We start from the raw sequence: 17,245 nt of genomic DNA, 5'->3' as shown, positions 1-17,245 counted from the left end.
CTTTGGTTATTCCCAATCAAACTTATATAGCACATCAACATTTTGATATAGGCCGCTTGTTATCTCTATGTATAACTGTGAAAGTAACTGATAACGCACAGCCACTTCACTGAGCGAATCAAATACACCCACGCTATATTTAACTTGCAAACTGGGTGCTACGTATCCTGATATTTCTACCTTGGTACTATCACCACTACCTGATGAGCTTAAACTTACATCTGACAACCCAAAGGTTTCACCTACCTTAGAAACAACCCCTTCGCTGCGGCTAACCCCTTGAGAGAGTAATAACTGTGTAAGCATAGCATCGCTTGACGAACTTTCTCCATCACCTAAAGGTTGGCCATTAAGTAAATATGCGAGTGCTTGAGCTTGATCCATCGCAGGCTCAGAAAATATTTTGAGCGTTGGTTGTTCAACATTACCCGTGAGCGTAACCCCTGCAATGACACCATTTGCAGTCGTATCGGGGTTACGTATTGCTTTAATATTTAAAAATGGTTGTTCAATTGAACCGCTAAAACCTACTTGCCCGGTGCTGATTATTAAATCTTGCCCAAAAGCTAAGTAAGTACCTTCAATTAAGTTAAGCTCACCTGTGGCTATAATTGGCGCACCTTGACTCATTTTTATCGCTAAATCACCCGCAACTTTTGATTCCAAGCCAAACGACTCTACTTTTACATCGTTTTTAACAATCACTTTTAAATCTATGTCGTAATCAAACGGGACTGTCTCGGTGGCCTCAGTTTTTTGATCAACAATAATTTCATCATCGCTAACTTGCACCGCGCCCTCAGGAAGCTCTTCAATCATTATACGACCGTAAGGCACAACTACCTCACCAGCAAGCTTGAGTGCATTATTAGCCAAGCCTATTTTTAAATCCGGCGATACTTTAAAAGTAACCCCTTGCTGCGCGCGTACATAAAACTGCTCGCCAACTACAGCAACATTTACAGCAGGTTGCGCACCTTGCCAATCAACGTCACCGGTGAAATTTATTTTACCGCCTTGATTGTCGTTTAAGTTGCCTTTTATTGTGGCTGTTGCTTTATCAAACAATACATTTATATTTGATTTTTGCAGCGCTATAGGTAATTGCTCGCCCTCTAAACTAATATCGCTCACATTAAGCTCCCCATTTAATAAAGGATCTTTTAACGTACCTGCTAACGCCACTTTACCGCTAATATCACCTTTTAACTGTTCGAGGGTTTCAAGAAAAGGTTGTAAGTCTGAAAGGAGTATTTTATCAATATTAATGGTGCCATTAAGCGCTTGCGTATTTTGTATATCGTCGATATTAATGTGTGTGTTTATTTTACCAAGCACACTTGATTCTAAATTAGCTTCAAGCTTGCCAATTTGAGAATCCGAAAACGCACTAATAGTTAGAGTTTCGATTGGTAATTTAAAACGATCTTCTTCCGAGGTTAGCACTGCTTCTAAGTCGCTAGAATCGATATTTGCGCGTAATGTTTTAAGCGCGCCGCTTTGCCAATTAAGTGCTACATCGCCAGCTATATTACCGCGAGTACGAATGCTATTAGGTAAAAAGTGCTTAAGCTCCTCAAGTGCTAAATTGCTTAGCTTCGCATTTAATTGACCAAGTTCTTTTGATTGCGCTAGCGTGTCTATACATAATTTACTTTGCTCAGATGCCCAACAATGTGCACTTACATCAAAGTCGCCACTTTGTGTATTAACCATAATGGCAATATTTTTAGTATTACTAAAACTAAGCTTTTTATCGCTAAGCGTTACATTACTAAGCTCGCCATTCCAAGTGGTATTATTAACTTTGCCATTAACTTCAAGCTCTACACTGCCTTGCTCGGCATCTACAGATGCCGTAAGTTGGTGATCTGTTTTGTCGCCGCTAATATCAATTTTAACACTATTGATTTGTTGTTCGGCCACAAGCGCCGAACCAACACTTACCGAAACATCGGTTTGCCAATCGGCTGCGGTATCTAACTGCCCTTTTACTGATAATTTATTAATGTTTATTTCATCAAAAATAAAGCGATCGAGTATTAGTGCTAAATCAACAGAGGGCATTAACCTTTCCCCCCTTACTTTTAAATTTGCGTTGCCGTCGGCAGTAAATGGAATATTAGCTTTTTCATCACTTTTTAGCGTTACTTTGCCATCAACTTGCCAAGTATCATCAACTTGCCCGCTTAGTGCTAATTTATTGGTGCCGCTACTTAAATAAAAGCTATCAATATTAGCTTTTAACGTGTTGTCGAGCTTAAAATTTGAGGCAAATTCTAGTGGCACATCGTTAAGTAACCCGTTTAGCTTTGTATTATTCATTTGTAGCTGCCACTTGTCGTCAGCTGCATTAAACGAGCCTTTAAACTGTCCTGAAATATCACTGGTAGCGGCATCAGTTAAATACTGCGCTTTTAAGTTAGCAAGCGTGCCATTAAAGTTAACCTGTATGCCCTTTTGCCAATCAACATTGGCTTTTATAGTTGCACTGCTTTCGTTCGCTTTAATGCTTAGCGCTTGTAAAGTTGCTTTGGTGAGACTGCCTTTTAATTGGGTATTTAAGTCAACAGCTGGGTACGCACCTAATTGGCTATTCCCCTGTAGGCTAAGCTGATAGTCGTCAGCATTACCTTGTGCGTTAAGGCTTACATTTCGCACTTTAAGCTCATTACTTTGTGCATCAATAAGCCACTGTTTAATTTTGCCATTTAACTCAAACGGATAGTTTTTCTGCTTTAAATTTGCCGTTGCCGTTAAACTAAGCGGATATTGTCCCTGCGTTTCTAAATTTAAGTTTAGATTTGATAAGTCGCCATTCAACTGCAAATTGGCATGGTGCTCGTCACTTTGTAAAACAACATACCCTTTCACGGGCAAATTCCCTGCAAGCTCAGCATTAAGGTGCGTATTAAGCTGCCACTGCTCATACTTTGCTGAGAATGACTCTAAGTTAATAACCGCATCTTCCACACTTAATTGCAGCGAGATGTTTTCAATAACATGTTGGGCTTCGTTTTGCTCAATCGTAATTTTAGCTATTTCAAAGTCTTCAACAACTAAATCAAGTGGCGAAGTAAATTCTATATTAGGCAATGCGGGTAGGTGCGTTAAAGGCGCTTGAGTATTTTGCGCCGTTTGTGTTTTCGCATCTTGTTCTTGCTCTTTTAAGGCAACAAGTATGGTGGGAATATTCAGGCTTTTAACCGTCAGCTTTGAACCCTCTGCTTTTGCTGAGAGTTTAAAGTTATTAACGCTTACGTTTGCACTTGGATGCTCTAGAGTAAATTTATTGATCGCAATGTTTTTTACAGCAATATTAAAAGGTAAGCTGATTTTTTCAAGCGGCTCTGCCGCGGCTTCTTCTTGTGACTCTGCAGTTTTTGGTAATGTTAAATTTATAGATTTAGCACTTAAGTTATCTATACAAATTCCATCGCACTGCCACCAAAACAAATCAATTTTCAATTGTTGTGCATTAAAGTCCAATCCGTTGCTAGCAAAGCGTACATTAAAGGCATCATTATAAATAAAACGGCCATCTTTAATTTCAATATGTAGTCCATCTACCGCTTTGTTTGCACTATAAGCAATAAATTGATTACCGGGTGCAGTAAATAACAAACAAAATAGTGCAACAACTAACGTGACAAAAATAGCACTTACGGCGGCTGTTATCTTTTTTAATACTGACATTAAATTTCTGGCCCTATGGTAATACTTAAACGTGTGCTTTTACTTTCTTTTGTTAATCCCCAAGCGTGGTCTATACGCACTGGGCCAACAGGTGTTAAATAACGAAAACCAAAACCAGCGCCTACTTCAAAATCATCAGAAAAATCATTAGTCGCAGTACCACCATCAACAAATAAAGCTGCTCGCCAATTTTTAGCAAACTGGTAGTTATATTCCATCGTGCCCGATAGTAAATACTTACCACCTATTAGCTCGCCATCATCGTTCTCGGGCGAAATTGATTGGTACGCAAAACCACGAACACTTTGATCGCCACCTGCGTAAAAACGCAGTGAATAAGGTACGTTTTCAATATCATCAACAAGCATTGCTCCCACATTCGCTTTTAAAAACACCAAGTGGCGGTCAAAATAAGTGCGTAGCCATGCATGTTGCATTTGCACCCTAATTAAATTAGTACTCGAAAGCACATCGTCTAAACCAAACTCAGCAGATATAAGCCACTGCTCTCCCCAATAGGGAGTCGTGCCGCCTTTTGATTTTTTGCGGGCGTAGCTAATACCCGGCATTAACATTTCGGTACTTTCTTCTGGCTCGTCACCGATGCGGTAGGTTTCTTGGTCGCGGCGTAAAAATGCAGTACGCACCCATTTATTTTCGGTTAACCATTGGCGCTGAACTTGCCCTGTTAATATTTCACTGTAAGTGTCGTTTGTGAGCTCATCTTCTAATTTATAACCGACAGAGAATCGCCATAAATCATCATTAGGATCATCAACCGGTATTGTATAAGCCATAGAAATATCTTGCTGCTTTTGCGCCACATTTAAATTAGTTTCGAGGTAATGGCCGTCTTCTGTGATCCACGGTTTACTCCATTTAAAACGCACCTTGGGCCCTAGGTCAGTACTAAAACCGCCACCAATTTCATAGCTATTAGCTGGCTTGGGTAATACATCTACCTTAATTGGTACTTGGCTGTTTTTACGCGCTGCAATGTCAGCATAAACACGCACGTTTGCGAAATAAGGGGTGCTTGATAAATCCAAATTATAGTCAGCGATATGTGTTGATTTATAAGGTTGACCTTGAGTAAAAGGAGCAAGTGAGCGTATATATTTTTCAGCAGGCGTATTACTGGCAATTTGTATATCGCCAAACTGATACCTAACTCCGGTATCAATTATGAAAGTAATAACAGCACTATTTTTTTTAAGCGACACTTCTAATTTGCGCGCTGGCCACTTAGCATCAAAATAACCAAGCTCTAGCAACATAGATTCTATTTTTTTATGAGCAGAGTCATATTTACCATGATTTAAAACATCACCTTGCTTTAAGTGATTGCTTTTAATCAATGCCTGTAATTGAGTATCGCTTTGACCATCACCATTTAGCGTAATATTAATTGCTTCTATGCGAGTTGCAGGCCCCCGTTCAACTTTAACAATTAGGTCGCTGTCGTCTTTATCATAAATAACCTCGACGGTCGGGCTATAATAACCAAGTGCTTTAATGCTATTTTGTACTTGTTTTTGAGCATAACGGCGAAGTGTACGGGTTGGCTTCTCGCCAATTAACTGCTTGAGGTAAAGAGCTACGTTATTTTCTAAATCGCCACTTAACCCTTCAATTTCGTAATCTTCTATGACTTTTTCTGCCGCATAGCTATTTGTCGCAATTAAAGCGCTCACAACACACATGCAACGTAAAAACTTAATAAACAAGTAAATATCCTTACTTTTAATATCTTACAAGAAACTGGCTAATTACGCGCATATTAGCATAGCCATAATGAGCAACACATTAACTTAATAACAATCTAACGCGTAAATTTAACTTTGAATAAATATCAGCATAATTAAAATTAGTACGCGTTAAGACAATATTTTAGTTACAATAGTGCCTACGAATAAAAAATTAATTTTAAATGAGTTTTTAATGCAATTCCCTGATGATGATAACGGCCAACTTTTAGCCGAAATAGCCGCTGCTGGCATTGATTTAAATAAAATGCACCAAGTCGATTTTTTTATTTTATTTGAACAAGAAGCCGATGCTGAAAAATTTGCTAAAGAAATAGTCTCTGATGCATTAGTTCAAAATGCTGAACTTGAAAAATGTAAAGACACTGGCGTTTGGGAAGTAATCACTCAAGTACAAATGGTGCCAGAGCACACCCTTTTAGGACAAGCTGAGCAATACATTGAAAACATTGCTAATAGCTTTAATGGATACGGTGATGGCTGGGGATTAATGGACGGTGACGAGGCTTAGTTGCCTTTTAATTGTATTAGTTCAATGTACTCTATCAGTTAAGCTTAGCGGCTTAACTGATTTGCCTTTCTAAAACCCCCTTTATAGTCAAATAGCTTATCAGCTACTTTCCAACCATATTTTTTGCTTTTTCGTGCAATAACAAAATCCGGTGGTACTAATTCAAATTGTGCGCTTACTACTTGCGCTGCAGTTTTAAAATTAATAGGTGTTTGCCCAAGCCCCACACGTTGACCAAATTGCTTATTAAATATAAATTGCCCGCCTTTATTTTCGAGGTTATATACCTCATCGCAACTTGCGCCATCTTCATCAAAATACGTTACTTTAATAAGTTCATCTTTAATTTGAGTTACCGATAACCCACTACATCGGAGCACAAGTGCGTCTTTCAAGTTTAATGCATTACGTAACTTATCATCAGGGTCGGCCATTACCGCGCCGCAATCGTGGCATTGTCGTGCAGCAATATCATTTTGGGCACCGCACTGCTCACACTCTTTAAACCTAAAACGATAATCGCACTGCTCTTTATGTCCATCATCATCTTCTAATAGGCCTTGGCAACGCCTGCCAAAGTGCTCTATTACTTTGCCAGTGGAGTCTGTTTTACCCCAAAATATATTCGCAAACCCACAACCTGGGCAAAGCACTTGTACAGGCTCGTTATCACTATCGCCTTTTTTGTCACCTACTTCAGGGTGAAATAAATTAAAACCATTGCCAGCATAATCTATTACTAAGCAATCTGTTTTTGATTCAGATAACCTGAGACCTCGCCCCACAATTTGTTGATATAAACTAACTGATTCTGTAGGTCTTAAAATAGCTATAAAGTCGATATGTGGCGCATCAAAGCCGGTTGTTAGTACCGATATATTAACTAGATACTTTAATTGCTTAGCTTTAAATTGATTAATGATTTTATCGCGCTCAGTGTTTGGCGTATCACCTGTTATAAGTGCACTTTGATGAGCTGGTAGGTAGCTTAATATTTCCTGGGCATGCATTACCGTGGCGGCAAAAACCATAACACCTTCACGCTCTTCACTGTATTGAATTACTTGCTGTAATATAGCTTTCGTTGCGCGCTCACTGTTTTTTAAAAGCGCATTCATATCATCAGTCGTATATTGCCCAAATGCATTGCTATCTAAGGACGAAAAATCATAATGGCTAATTGCTGCATCAACTTCGTTAGGCGGCGTTAAATAATTATGTTTGATCATATACCTGAGCGGCAATTCAAAAATACAACTTTTAAACGGACTTTCTTTAGTCCCTTTAACAAAACCATGATAATGGTGGTGGTATATCCACCCCATTCCTAACCGATAAGGTGTTGCTGTTAAACCCAATACTTTTAACTGAGGGTTATACTCTTTTAAACTGCTTATTACTTTTCCGTACTGGCTTTTTTTATCCCCATTTACCCTGTGGCATTCATCAATAATAAGTAATGAATAACGCTCATTTAATTTATTTAAATTACGGGAAAGTGATTGCACACTGGCAAAAGTTACTTGATGGTTTAATGATTTTTCTTTTAAGCCTGCTGAAAATATACTCGCCTCTAAACCAAAACTTTTATATTTTTGCGAATTTTGCTCTACAAGCTCTTTTACATGAGCAAGCACTAATATTTTTTGCTTAGCAATACGGGCAAGTTCAGCAATAACAAGGCTTTTACCTGCACCGGTTGGTAGTACAACAACGGCAGGATCATTACTCTTTCTAAAGTGTAAAACGGTGCGTTCTACGGCTTCTTGCTGGTAAGGTCTTAGTTTATAGCTCATGGGAAAACAAATAGGTTTGAGTGGGGAGATTTTAGCAAATAATAGCTAGGAGTTTTAAACTTTAATTATATTTTATTGAGGGGTAAACAAAAAAGAGAAGCTTCGGCTTCTCTTATATTTAGCTTTAGGCTAAATAATTTTCAAGTTCAACACCTTCAAACGCTTTAGGGCGACGGCCACGGCCAGTCCATTCAATAGTCTCACCATTCAGTTCCATGCGGTACTTAGGCTTAACTTTGGTGCGTTTGTCAGATGCTCCATCTTGTAAATCTTCTAGCGTAAGTCCTTTTTCTTTTAAAAGTTCCAAAACTTCCTGTTTTGCTTTTTGTTGCTGGGTATATTTTGAAATTGCATCACCAATCAACTGCTGTGCTTTCTCAAGCTCAGCTAATGATGCAGTTTTAATAAAAGATCGGACTTCTTTCATCTATATCTCGCTAAATTTATTTGGTTATGCTTGCTTATTATATTCTTGCTTATTATATTCTTGTTTATTATATGCTTGTTTACTAAATATAACTAGTAGCACAATGTTAATTATCTAACGAAATAATAAGTTAATATAAGCTGTCGCCACAAAGCATCCACAAATAGATTTAATGTAAGTTATAGTTTTACTTCCTATCTTGGTAGATATTCCCTCTTTTATTTATTTCTCTCATAGCATCTTGGTTTTTCTTACGTTGTTCTTCAGCTAATTCTTTTGACATACAAGTCCGTTTTTTTATATTACTCCCAGTAACAGCTATTTTTTCACATACTAGATTTGAATTAGAGTTATCGTCCTTTGTTAGAGCTGTACAGCCACTTAGTAATAATAAATTGATACTTAATATACCTAACAACTTTTTCATTTCGATTTCCTTAAATTATAACGTCAATACTTATGTATTGACGTTATAAGAAATAACAACTACTTAAAATTTAGCATGAAGTGTTAAATACAAATGACGACCTGTTGTATTGTAAGTACGAGGGTCTGTATTATCATTGAATCCTGTAGCTGCGTACGGAGGATCTTCGTCAAAGATATTATTAATACCAAATGTCGTTGTGTAGTTATCAAAGAAGTAACTAAAACGAGCATTATGAATAACTTGAGAGTCAACAGTCCTAATTACATCGTAAGAATCAAGAACACCTGCAACATTAACAGCTTCAGTTCTAAATGATGAATTAACATCAGCTAAATCTTCTGGATCAACATTTGTGAAGTTCTCTTCAACTTCACCAATATAACGCAGTGCATAAGTAGCAGACCAATTTTCTTGAGTTAACGAAACATTAAGGTTTGTTTTCCACTCAGGGAAGTTACCATCACCACTATTTCGACGGTAGTAGCCAGCATTTTGAAGCGTTGAACCATCAGCTTGAGTAATAGTGTAATCATCATAGTAAGTTGCATCTAAACTTGTTGATAATGAACCAATCGAAGTATCTGTAGTATAAGCAATATTGAAGTCATACCCTGATGATTCAACACCACCTACGTTAATATTTCTGTTATCAATATCGCTTGAATTACCAGCTAAAATACCAGATGTATAACGAGTGATTTGATCACAATAAGTACCGCTTTCGGCACACTTGTTTAAAATTAGCTGCTCACCTACAGAACTGATTGCATTTTCTAGTTCAATATCCCAGTAATCAACTGTGAAAGATAAACCATCAACAAACTCTGGGCTATAAACTACGCCAACTGTAAATATATCAGCTTCTTCTGGTTGTAAATCTGGGTTACCACCTAGAGTAGAAGATAACTGATCACCGATAGGCTCAAAACCAGCTGCTGGAACACCATCAGCTATACAGAACGATGTTGGGTTTGTAGCACATGGATCCGAAACCTCAGGGCTATTATCTGATGCACCTGAGAACAGGTCAGAAGTAGAAGGAGCTCTAAATGCAGTAGATGATGTTCCACGGAACATCAGGCCATCCATAGGAGACCACTTAATGCCTACTTTATGGTTTGTAGTATCACCAAAAGTGTCATAATCAGAATAGCGAATTGCTAAATCTAACTCTAATACCTTAGCAAAAGGTGCGTCATATAATAGTGGTACATTAAACTCAGCATAAGCTTCATCTACTGTGTAGCTACCTGATGTTTCTTGACGACTAGAACCAGATGTAATTCCTAATGCAATTAGAGCATCAGGGAAGTCACCACCTTTTTCTTCACGGTGCTCAAGACCAAATGCCATACCTAAACTACCAGCAGGTAATTCGAATGCACTACCGAATACGCTACCACTAATTATTTGCTGTTCATTTGAACCAAAGTCATGTGCTTCAAACGAAATAAAATCTAACATATCTTGGGTAACTTGAGTATCAGTTCCTGGGATACCAAATACATTTAGTGATGTACAACCTACGATAGGATTATCTACAGTCCCACATACAATACTTCCATCAGTATCTTGGAACGAAGGACCTACAGCTTGTGTAACTTTTTCAAAGTTTACGCCGCCAGCTCGTTTAGTTGTAGAATCACTTGAACCAAAGATGTATGAAACTTCATAGCCCCAATCATCGTTAATATCACCTTCAAAACCAACTACAGCACGAACAGTATCAACGCGGAATTGAGTATCTCGACCACCAGTTTCAACCATACGACGACGCCAATCAGATATTTCTACTGTGTCACCATTACGATCTTTAGGACCAAACTGTTGATTGTAGTAATTATCCGCAGAATAATTTGCATCAGTCACACCAAAGAATGCAAGCGGTGCTAATGGTAATGGAGCAAGCTTAGTATCAGAAATTCGGCGGTTTAAGCTAATTTCAGAAAAGAAACGAGCATGTTCAGAAAATTCATAATTACTTTGTACAAATATACCGTAGCGCTCTGCTGGCGTTAAATGGAAGTTAACAGGGGCAAAGTTATATGCATCTTTGCTTCCGTAACAATCATAGCCTGTTGGGTTAGCAAAGTCACTTGGATCTGATTGACCTGGTCCATTAGCTGCACCGTGAGTAAATGTAGAACAATCTTCACCAGCAATTGAGCCATCAATGCCACCATAACGGCCCCAAGGTCCCGCAGATGAACCACCTTTAGAAATTTCGCCTGTGTGATCCATATCTAATGAAAATTTAGACCAATCACGGTCGCCAGAAGACTGAGAGCCCTGCTGAACATAGTAAGCGCTGGCTACAACGCCACCTTTATCGTTTGTTAAACCAACAGTAAAGTCATAGCTTTTAGTTTCACCATCACCGCCATGCGTTGACGCGTCATAGCTTGCTGTAGCTTCAAAGCCTTCAAAGTCATCACGTGTGATAATGTTAACCACGCCGCCAATTGCATCTGAACCATAGATTGCAGAAGCACCGTCTTTGAGGACTTCAACACGTTTAATAATTGCTGTAGGTATTGTACTTAAATCTACAGAAGAGTTAGCACCGCTTCCTGATGCAACCATACGACGGCCATTTAGGAGTATCAGGGTTCTTGAAGAACCTAACCCACGTAAAGAAACACGAACTGCACCTGAACCACCATTATTAACTGCTGCATTTGTACCAGCGCCAGCTACTGAAGGGATTTCTTGAAGAATATCACCAACGTTACTGATACCTGAAGTAACAAGATCATCACGAGAAATTATTTGTACAGGATTCGCACCTTCCATATCCGTTCTTTTAATTCGTGAGCCAGTAACTTCTATTCGTTCTACTTTTCCTGCACCCTCTGCTGCCATGGTACTTGCTGAAAATGCAGCTGTTGATGCTGCACCAAAAGCAATCGCTAAGCGAACAGCTTTTGTTACTTGATTATTTAACATTTGATTCTCCCAAGAATACATTTTATTAATTATAATTTTCAATCTAACGTGATGGCAAAGTGTTACAAAACGCTACAATTGTGTAATGAATGATAATACCAGTGAAACAACAACGTCAACAATCAATTAACCTTAAACCCTTTTAAATTACAAAAAAAACTTAGATACACAATTAAATATCAATCACTTAGAAAAGCACAAAGACATAACTAATTGTTTTAAAAGCAGAAAAAAATAAGTAAAAAGGTTCAATTTAAATTACATAAAATAGGGGATTATTAACAAAACAACATGAGGGAATCATAAATTTTAACAAAAAAAGAGAAAAACACTTCATCCCATATCAAAGCAGGTTAAATTTCACACAATAAAAATAACGATTTAAATACAAAAACTGTAAAGTAATTATAAAAATGAAAGTTGAGCCCCTTGATATTCAATTTCTTTTAAATTCAAGGCATCAAGTACCATTTGAGCGATAGGTGTTAGCTGTTTTTGTATGTAAACCGAATAATTTAAATTATTTGAACCATTGTATAATTGCGCCCCATCATCAGAATAAACATATTCAATAATTTGACCTCGTTTAATTTCAAAATCAGGATTACTAGCTTTATACTTTTTAATCGCTTGCACTTGGGGAGGAACATTTTTTACGTAATCATTTAGATTTTGTCCTAACTTTTTACGGTATATTAACTTTTCATCGAATTCACCTGCGAACAATCTTTTGGTGTAGTCACTTATAATCTCGTGAAGTTGTTTTATTTCAAATTTTTCATTAAATAAAGTTTTGAATAACTCTTTTTGAAACTCTTGTGCAAATTCGGTCCAATCGCTGCGTACGGTTTCCATTCCTTTAAATATAAGTTCAGGCATCCCATTTTTTATAATTTGTCCTACGTAACGTTTTTTTGAACCCGTTTTTTTACCTCTTATTGTTGGCATAAAAAATGGGCTATAGTGGGTTTCAAACTCTATTTCTAAATAACTAGTAAGCCCAAAACGGTCCTTAATATCGAAGCTCCATTTATTATTAATATAGAGCGTTAAATCCTTGCCTATTTGATTGCAACTCAGCGCACTTAGCTGATCATCAGCTTTTACAAAAATAGAGTCTGTATCGCCATAAATTACTTCATAACCTAACGTTTCAATCCATTTACGGGTTGTTTGCATAATTTCATGCCCACGTAATGTTATTGAACTCGATAATCTTGGATCATAAAATCGACACCCCTTAGAGCCAAGTACGCCGTATAAGCTGTTCATTATTATTTTTATAGCTTGCGATAACATTGGCTGATTTGTGTCTTTTGCCCTTTGCCGTGTATGTGTTAAATGCTTAATTAACGACGGTAAGTGGTGTTCATTTCGTGAAAAAACGGCTTCATTAAACCCTTCAATTGCATTTTCAGGTGAGTCTAACCCTTTAATAAGCCCAAGAGGGTCAATACAAAAAGTTCGCATAATTGAGGGATATAGGCTTTTAAAATCTAAAACAAGTATATTCTTATAAAGCCCAGGCACTGACTCCATTACATAACCACCGGGGCTTTCAAAAGATAAACCGTGATCGCCTAAATTTGGCGCAACATACCCGCTGCGATGTAGTAATGGCAAATATAAGTTAGTAAATGCTGCAACCGAGCCGCCCATTCGCTCAAGCTCAAGACCGGTTAACTGAGTCCTCACTATTGCAAATTCAAAGAGTTGTAACTCTGCAAAAATCCTCTTAACGAGTATACAATCTTGTCGGTTATAAGCTGCTAAGTTGAGCTTATCTTCATTAAATTGACGAACAATTTCACTTAAACGATTATCCGCCTGAATTAGTTTGGATTCACCAAGGACTTTATAAGAAATGTTCGCAAGCGAATAGTTATCAAAGTGATAAGTGGCATTTTTTAAGGTATCAATGCCATCTATAACGCTTCGCCCAGGTAAGGTGAGGCGAGTGTAATGCCCTGTTTTTATATTTAAAGGCTGCTGATCCCGGCCAAAATTAAGCGTTATCCCTAGCGCCTCTGCCCGAGAGTTTAACACTGTAAAATCAAATTCAATGACATTCCAACCCACAATAATGTCAGGATCATTATTATTGATATACTGCCGTAGCTTTTGTAGTAGATTAATCTCGTCAAAGCACCAATCAATATTAAATGGCTGATTATGCTGTTGAGGCTCACCAATCATTAATACAGTATCAAGGCCATTTCCTACCAGCCCAACCGAAAACAATACGCCCTCACCATTACACTCAATATCTAATGAAAGCGATTTCAGCGAGGGTGTATATTCAGGGCTCGCTTTTAATTTAGCATTGCTAATTAAAATAAAGCCATTTTTTTGAGATACTTCACCCGTAACCCATACCCCACCTTTAATGAAACGTTCCATTAAAAAACGATCGCTGTGGCGTATATCCGCTTCGTATATACTTATGTGCTTTTCAAGTAATGTGCGTGCTTTGTAAAGGTTACTTACATCATTAAAATAACAGCCTATGCACACAACACCACTAAAATGGCGCATTTCTACCGTTTTAAAATTAACACTTATATTTTCTTTATTTAATATGCTTTGTGCAAAATTGTGTTCATCTTGTGGGATAAAAAAAACAGCTTGCTGGTTTTCAATTAGTACTTTAATTGGGCCATTGTCAGATACGAGCCAGTAGCAAAGCGTGATCCCACGCTTACTCTTAGGCGAGTATTGTTGCCTTGATAAAATAAAGCCCTGATAGATTGCTTGTGTCAACGTACGATCCCACTTAATATATACACTGTAATTATATACATACTTTAGGTAAATCATCCCATGCTTTCTGACTCACTAAAAAAAACAATTAGGCAAGTACACCAGCATGTGGCTAATAACCTAACTGATTACCGTCCGCGCAGCAGCCAAAACTACCTTGTTGCCGAAATAGCAAAAACACTCGCAGGCGACTATCACAAAAAACAACGCATATGTGTTATTGAAGCAGGCACCGGTACAGGTAAGTCTCTTGCCTATTGTTTAGGTGCATTACCACTGGCCTTGGCACAAAAAAAGAAACTGGTTATTTCGACTGCTACCGTTGCACTGCAAGAACAATTAATAGCAAAAGAGCTCCCGTTTTTTAAAAAGCATTCAGGCCTCGACTTTAAATTTGATTTGGTAAAAGGTCGTCATCGTTATATTTGCGCTCACAAATTGCATAATGCTGTAAACGGCGATAGCCAAACACAAATGGACTTTATGCCAACACTTACTTCACCATTGAGCGCAATGGAAACCAAGTGTTTAAATGAGCTATATAACGCCTATGTGAATAAAAAGTGGCAAGGCGATAGAGACAGCTGGGCCGATACTGTACCCGATAGAGTGTGGAACTTAATAGCGTGCGATAAACATTCGTGTCAGCGCCAAATGAAGGCCCATCAAACGTGTCCGTTTCAGCTTGCTCGTAATCAATTGATGCAAATGGACGTACTGGTAATTAATCACTCATTACTACTTGCCGATTTAGACTTAGGCGGCGGTAAAATTTTACCAGAGCCCGACAACACCATTTACGTTATTGATGAAGCGCACCATTTAGCACATATAACACGCGATTTTTCATCTGCTGCTGCCACAATAAAAGGCACAATAGAATGGCTTGATAAGCTCACTAAGTTTAGCGGAAAAATGGCGAAGGTTTTAGTGGGGCAAAGAGCCATTGGGCAAAACTTTAAACTTTGCGACAGTATTAATGACGCAAATAAAGATTTAAAAGTAGTTCGCGATATTCTTGATAATGCCGACTTTGAATACTCAAAAGACGATACTTATCGCTTTGAACACGGTGAGATCCCAGAATCGCTGCACAGTAAAGCTAAAGACATAAGCGAAGCCACGCAAGATGCACTGCGCTGTTTAAACAAAATGCACGACACCCTTACCCAAGATGTAAGCGACGGCGATATAAAACCGTACGTTGCGGACCCAATACTAGGCGAAAGTGGCCAATACATAAACCGGTTAGAACAACTAAACAAACTTTGGTTTAGTTACGCAAAAAAGGGTGAAGGTACACCTCATGCACGGTGGATAAAACGCCTTGAATATAAAAGCCATCACGACCACTTATTAAGCGACTGCCCTATCGAGGTCGGTTACTACTTAAAAGATAAATTGTGGCGAGAATGCGCGGGCGCTGTTTTGTGCTCAGCTACATTAAGTGCACTGGGCTCGTTTGATCACTTTGCTTACGAAACAGGACTTGCTAAAGAAGAAGGCGTTAAATTTATTAAAGTACCTTCTCCTTTTGATTACCCCAAACAAGCCACTTTACGTATTCCGGTATCAAAAGTAGAACCTACCGATAAAGACTTTAGTGACCACTTAGCTAAAACTTTACCAGAGTACCTAAATGATAAAAAAGCGAACCTTGTATTATTCGCTTCTTACTGGCAAATGGACCACGTAACAAAGTTTCTTAGAACAAAAGGTTTTAACTTATTAGTACAAGGTGAAATGTCGCGAGAAGCGTTACTTAAATTACACACCAAAAATGTAGATGAAGGCAAAGGCAGTATTTTATTTGGAACCCAGAGCCTTTCAGAAGGTCTTGATTTACCTGGTAAATATTTAGAGAACTTAATAATCACTAAAATTCCGTTTGCTGTACCTACTTCGCCGATAGAAGAAGCGCAAGCAGAATTTGTACAAAGCAAAGGTGGTAACCCATTTTTAACGATTACCGTGCCCGACGCCGCAAAGAAATTGGTACAAAGCTGTGGTAGACTGCTGCGAAAAGAGAGTGATGAAGGCTGTATTACTATTCTCGATAGGCGCTTAGTTACTAAGCGATACGGTAAAGCCATGCTCGACACCCTACCACCTTTTAAAAGACAAATAGATTATTAATGTTTGAACTCGCACTCGATCCAACAACCTGGGCTGTTTTATGTGCTGTTGCACTTGCCGCAGGTTTTATAGACGCTATCGCCGGTGGCGGTGGCATGTTAACTGTGCCCGCTTTATTAACTGCTGGCTTACCTCCACATTTAACATTAGGCACCAATAAACTAGCAGCAAGCTTTGGCTCGTTAACGGCAAGCTATACATACTATAAAAAGAACTTATTTAGTCCTAAGTTTTGGGCAGCCTCTATTATTGCTACCGCAATAGGTGCATTGATAGGTACTGTTATTGTTGATCATTTAAGTATCGACTTTTTAAACAAACTACTTCCAATTATTATTATTTTAGTTGCTGGCTATAGTTTATTTGGTAATTTAAGTACCACTGAAGGTAATAAACTTCCTAAACTAAACAAAGCGATGAAAATAAAACAATGGCTACAAGGTTTAGCATTAGGCTTTTTTGATGGTTTAGCAGGCCCAGGTACGGGTACTTTTTGGACTGCTTCTAATGGCATGCTTTACAAAATGAACCTGCTACTCAATTGTGGCTTAGCGCGTTCAATGAACTTTGTGTCTAATTTTATATCGCTCATCACCTTTGTTGCACTCGGCCATGTAAACTTTTTACTTGGCATAACAATGGGCTTTTTTATTATGCTAGGCGCATGGTTTGGGGCGCATTCAGCAATACGTTTTGGTAGCAAATTTATTCGCCCAGTCTTTAATACTATGGTTATACTTTTAGCATTAAAACTAATTTACGAGGCTTACTTTTAAT

General features: G+C 38.2%; 10 protein-coding genes. 3 read left to right on the top strand and 7 right to left on the bottom strand.

Annotated features, from left to right (window positions below):
- Positions 1 to 6: 6 nt before the first annotated feature.
- Both NRL14_RS01630 and NRL14_RS01625 read right to left on the bottom strand, forming a co-directional pair.
- On the bottom strand, positions 7 to 3,696 hold the full coding sequence (locus NRL14_RS01630) for a translocation/assembly module TamB domain-containing protein (RefSeq protein ID WP_306723828.1): 3,690 nt from the start codon (positions 3,694 to 3,696) through the stop codon (positions 7 to 9).
- Entirely contained in the window at positions 3,696 to 5,423 is a 1,728-nt protein-coding gene (locus tag NRL14_RS01625; protein ID WP_306723827.1) for an autotransporter assembly complex family protein, read from the bottom strand. Before NRL14_RS01625 ends, NRL14_RS01630 begins: the two co-directional genes overlap by 1 nt.
- A 214-nt stretch (positions 5,424 to 5,637) precedes the next feature.
- On the opposite strand from NRL14_RS01625, the gene NRL14_RS01620 reads away from it, so the two are divergent.
- Positions 5,638 to 5,973 (top strand): ribonuclease E inhibitor RraB, encoded by a 336-nt coding sequence (locus tag NRL14_RS01620; RefSeq protein ID WP_306723826.1) that lies wholly within the window; start codon positions 5,638 to 5,640, stop codon positions 5,971 to 5,973.
- Between the two features lie 44 nt (positions 5,974 to 6,017).
- Here the strand turns inward: NRL14_RS01620 and NRL14_RS01615 are convergent, their stop codons facing one another.
- The 5 genes from NRL14_RS01615 to NRL14_RS01595 all read right to left on the bottom strand — a co-directional run bounded on the left by NRL14_RS01615 (position 6,018) and on the right by NRL14_RS01595 (position 14,332).
- Positions 6,018 to 7,769 (bottom strand): DEAD/DEAH box helicase, encoded by a 1,752-nt coding sequence (locus NRL14_RS01615; protein WP_306723825.1) that lies wholly within the window; start codon positions 7,767 to 7,769, stop codon positions 6,018 to 6,020.
- A gap of 124 nt (positions 7,770 to 7,893) precedes the next feature.
- On the bottom strand, positions 7,894 to 8,196 hold the full coding sequence (locus NRL14_RS01610; protein ID WP_306723824.1) for an H-NS histone family protein: 303 nt from the start codon (positions 8,194 to 8,196) through the stop codon (positions 7,894 to 7,896).
- Positions 8,197 to 8,383: 187 nt separating this feature from the next.
- The gene (locus tag NRL14_RS01605) at positions 8,384 to 8,623 is read right to left on the bottom strand and encodes a hypothetical protein (protein ID WP_306723823.1); all 240 of its coding nucleotides are present in this window, start codon (positions 8,621 to 8,623) and stop codon (positions 8,384 to 8,386) included.
- 63 nt (positions 8,624 to 8,686) lie between these two features.
- Positions 8,687 to 11,572: a TonB-dependent siderophore receptor gene (locus NRL14_RS01600; RefSeq protein ID WP_306723822.1), complete on the bottom strand. Its 2,886-nt coding sequence runs from the start codon at positions 11,570 to 11,572 to the stop codon at positions 8,687 to 8,689.
- 405 nt (positions 11,573 to 11,977) lie between these two features.
- A complete protein-coding gene (locus tag NRL14_RS01595) occupies positions 11,978 to 14,332 on the bottom strand; it encodes a DNA polymerase II (protein WP_306723821.1) in 2,355 nt (784 codons plus the stop codon).
- A 60-nt stretch (positions 14,333 to 14,392) separates the two neighbouring features.
- On the opposite strand from NRL14_RS01595, the gene dinG reads away from it, so the two are divergent.
- Both dinG and NRL14_RS01585 read left to right on the top strand, forming a co-directional pair.
- Entirely contained in the window at positions 14,393 to 16,468 is a 2,076-nt protein-coding gene (gene dinG, locus NRL14_RS01590; RefSeq protein ID WP_149615388.1) for an ATP-dependent DNA helicase DinG, read from the top strand.
- Entirely contained in the window at positions 16,468 to 17,244 is a 777-nt protein-coding gene (locus NRL14_RS01585; RefSeq protein ID WP_007378183.1) for a TSUP family transporter, read from the top strand. The genes dinG and NRL14_RS01585 overlap by 1 nt, the downstream gene beginning before the upstream one ends.
- The last annotated feature ends 1 nt before the right edge of the window (position 17,245 follow it).

It is taken from the genome of Pseudoalteromonas sp. 20-92 (assembly GCF_030847595.1).
In the GTDB taxonomy this organism is placed as follows: domain Bacteria; phylum Pseudomonadota; class Gammaproteobacteria; order Enterobacterales; family Alteromonadaceae; genus Pseudoalteromonas; species Pseudoalteromonas fuliginea.
Note: the sequence above shows the minus strand (reverse complement) of the source record. Positions and strands in the feature narration are given on the sequence as shown.

Coding starts and splice junctions, on each gene's coding strand:
- NRL14_RS01630 (WP_306723828.1), bottom strand. CDS start 3,696: ATGTCAGTATTAAAAAAGATAACAGCCGCCGTAAGTGCTATTTTTGTC.
- NRL14_RS01620 (WP_306723826.1), top strand. CDS start 5,638: ATGCAATTCCCTGATGATGATAACGGCCAACTTTTAGCCGAAATAGCC.
- NRL14_RS01615 (WP_306723825.1), bottom strand. CDS start 7,769: ATGAGCTATAAACTAAGACCTTACCAGCAAGAAGCCGTAGAACGCACC.
- NRL14_RS01610 (WP_306723824.1), bottom strand. CDS start 8,196: ATGAAAGAAGTCCGATCTTTTATTAAAACTGCATCATTAGCTGAGCTT.
- NRL14_RS01605 (WP_306723823.1), bottom strand. CDS start 8,623: ATGAAAAAGTTGTTAGGTATATTAAGTATCAATTTATTATTACTAAGT.
- NRL14_RS01600 (WP_306723822.1), bottom strand. CDS start 11,572: ATGTTAAATAATCAAGTAACAAAAGCTGTTCGCTTAGCGATTGCTTTT.
- dinG (WP_149615388.1), top strand. CDS start 14,393: ATGCTTTCTGACTCACTAAAAAAAACAATTAGGCAAGTACACCAGCAT.
- NRL14_RS01585 (WP_007378183.1), top strand. CDS start 16,468: ATGTTTGAACTCGCACTCGATCCAACAACCTGGGCTGTTTTATGTGCT.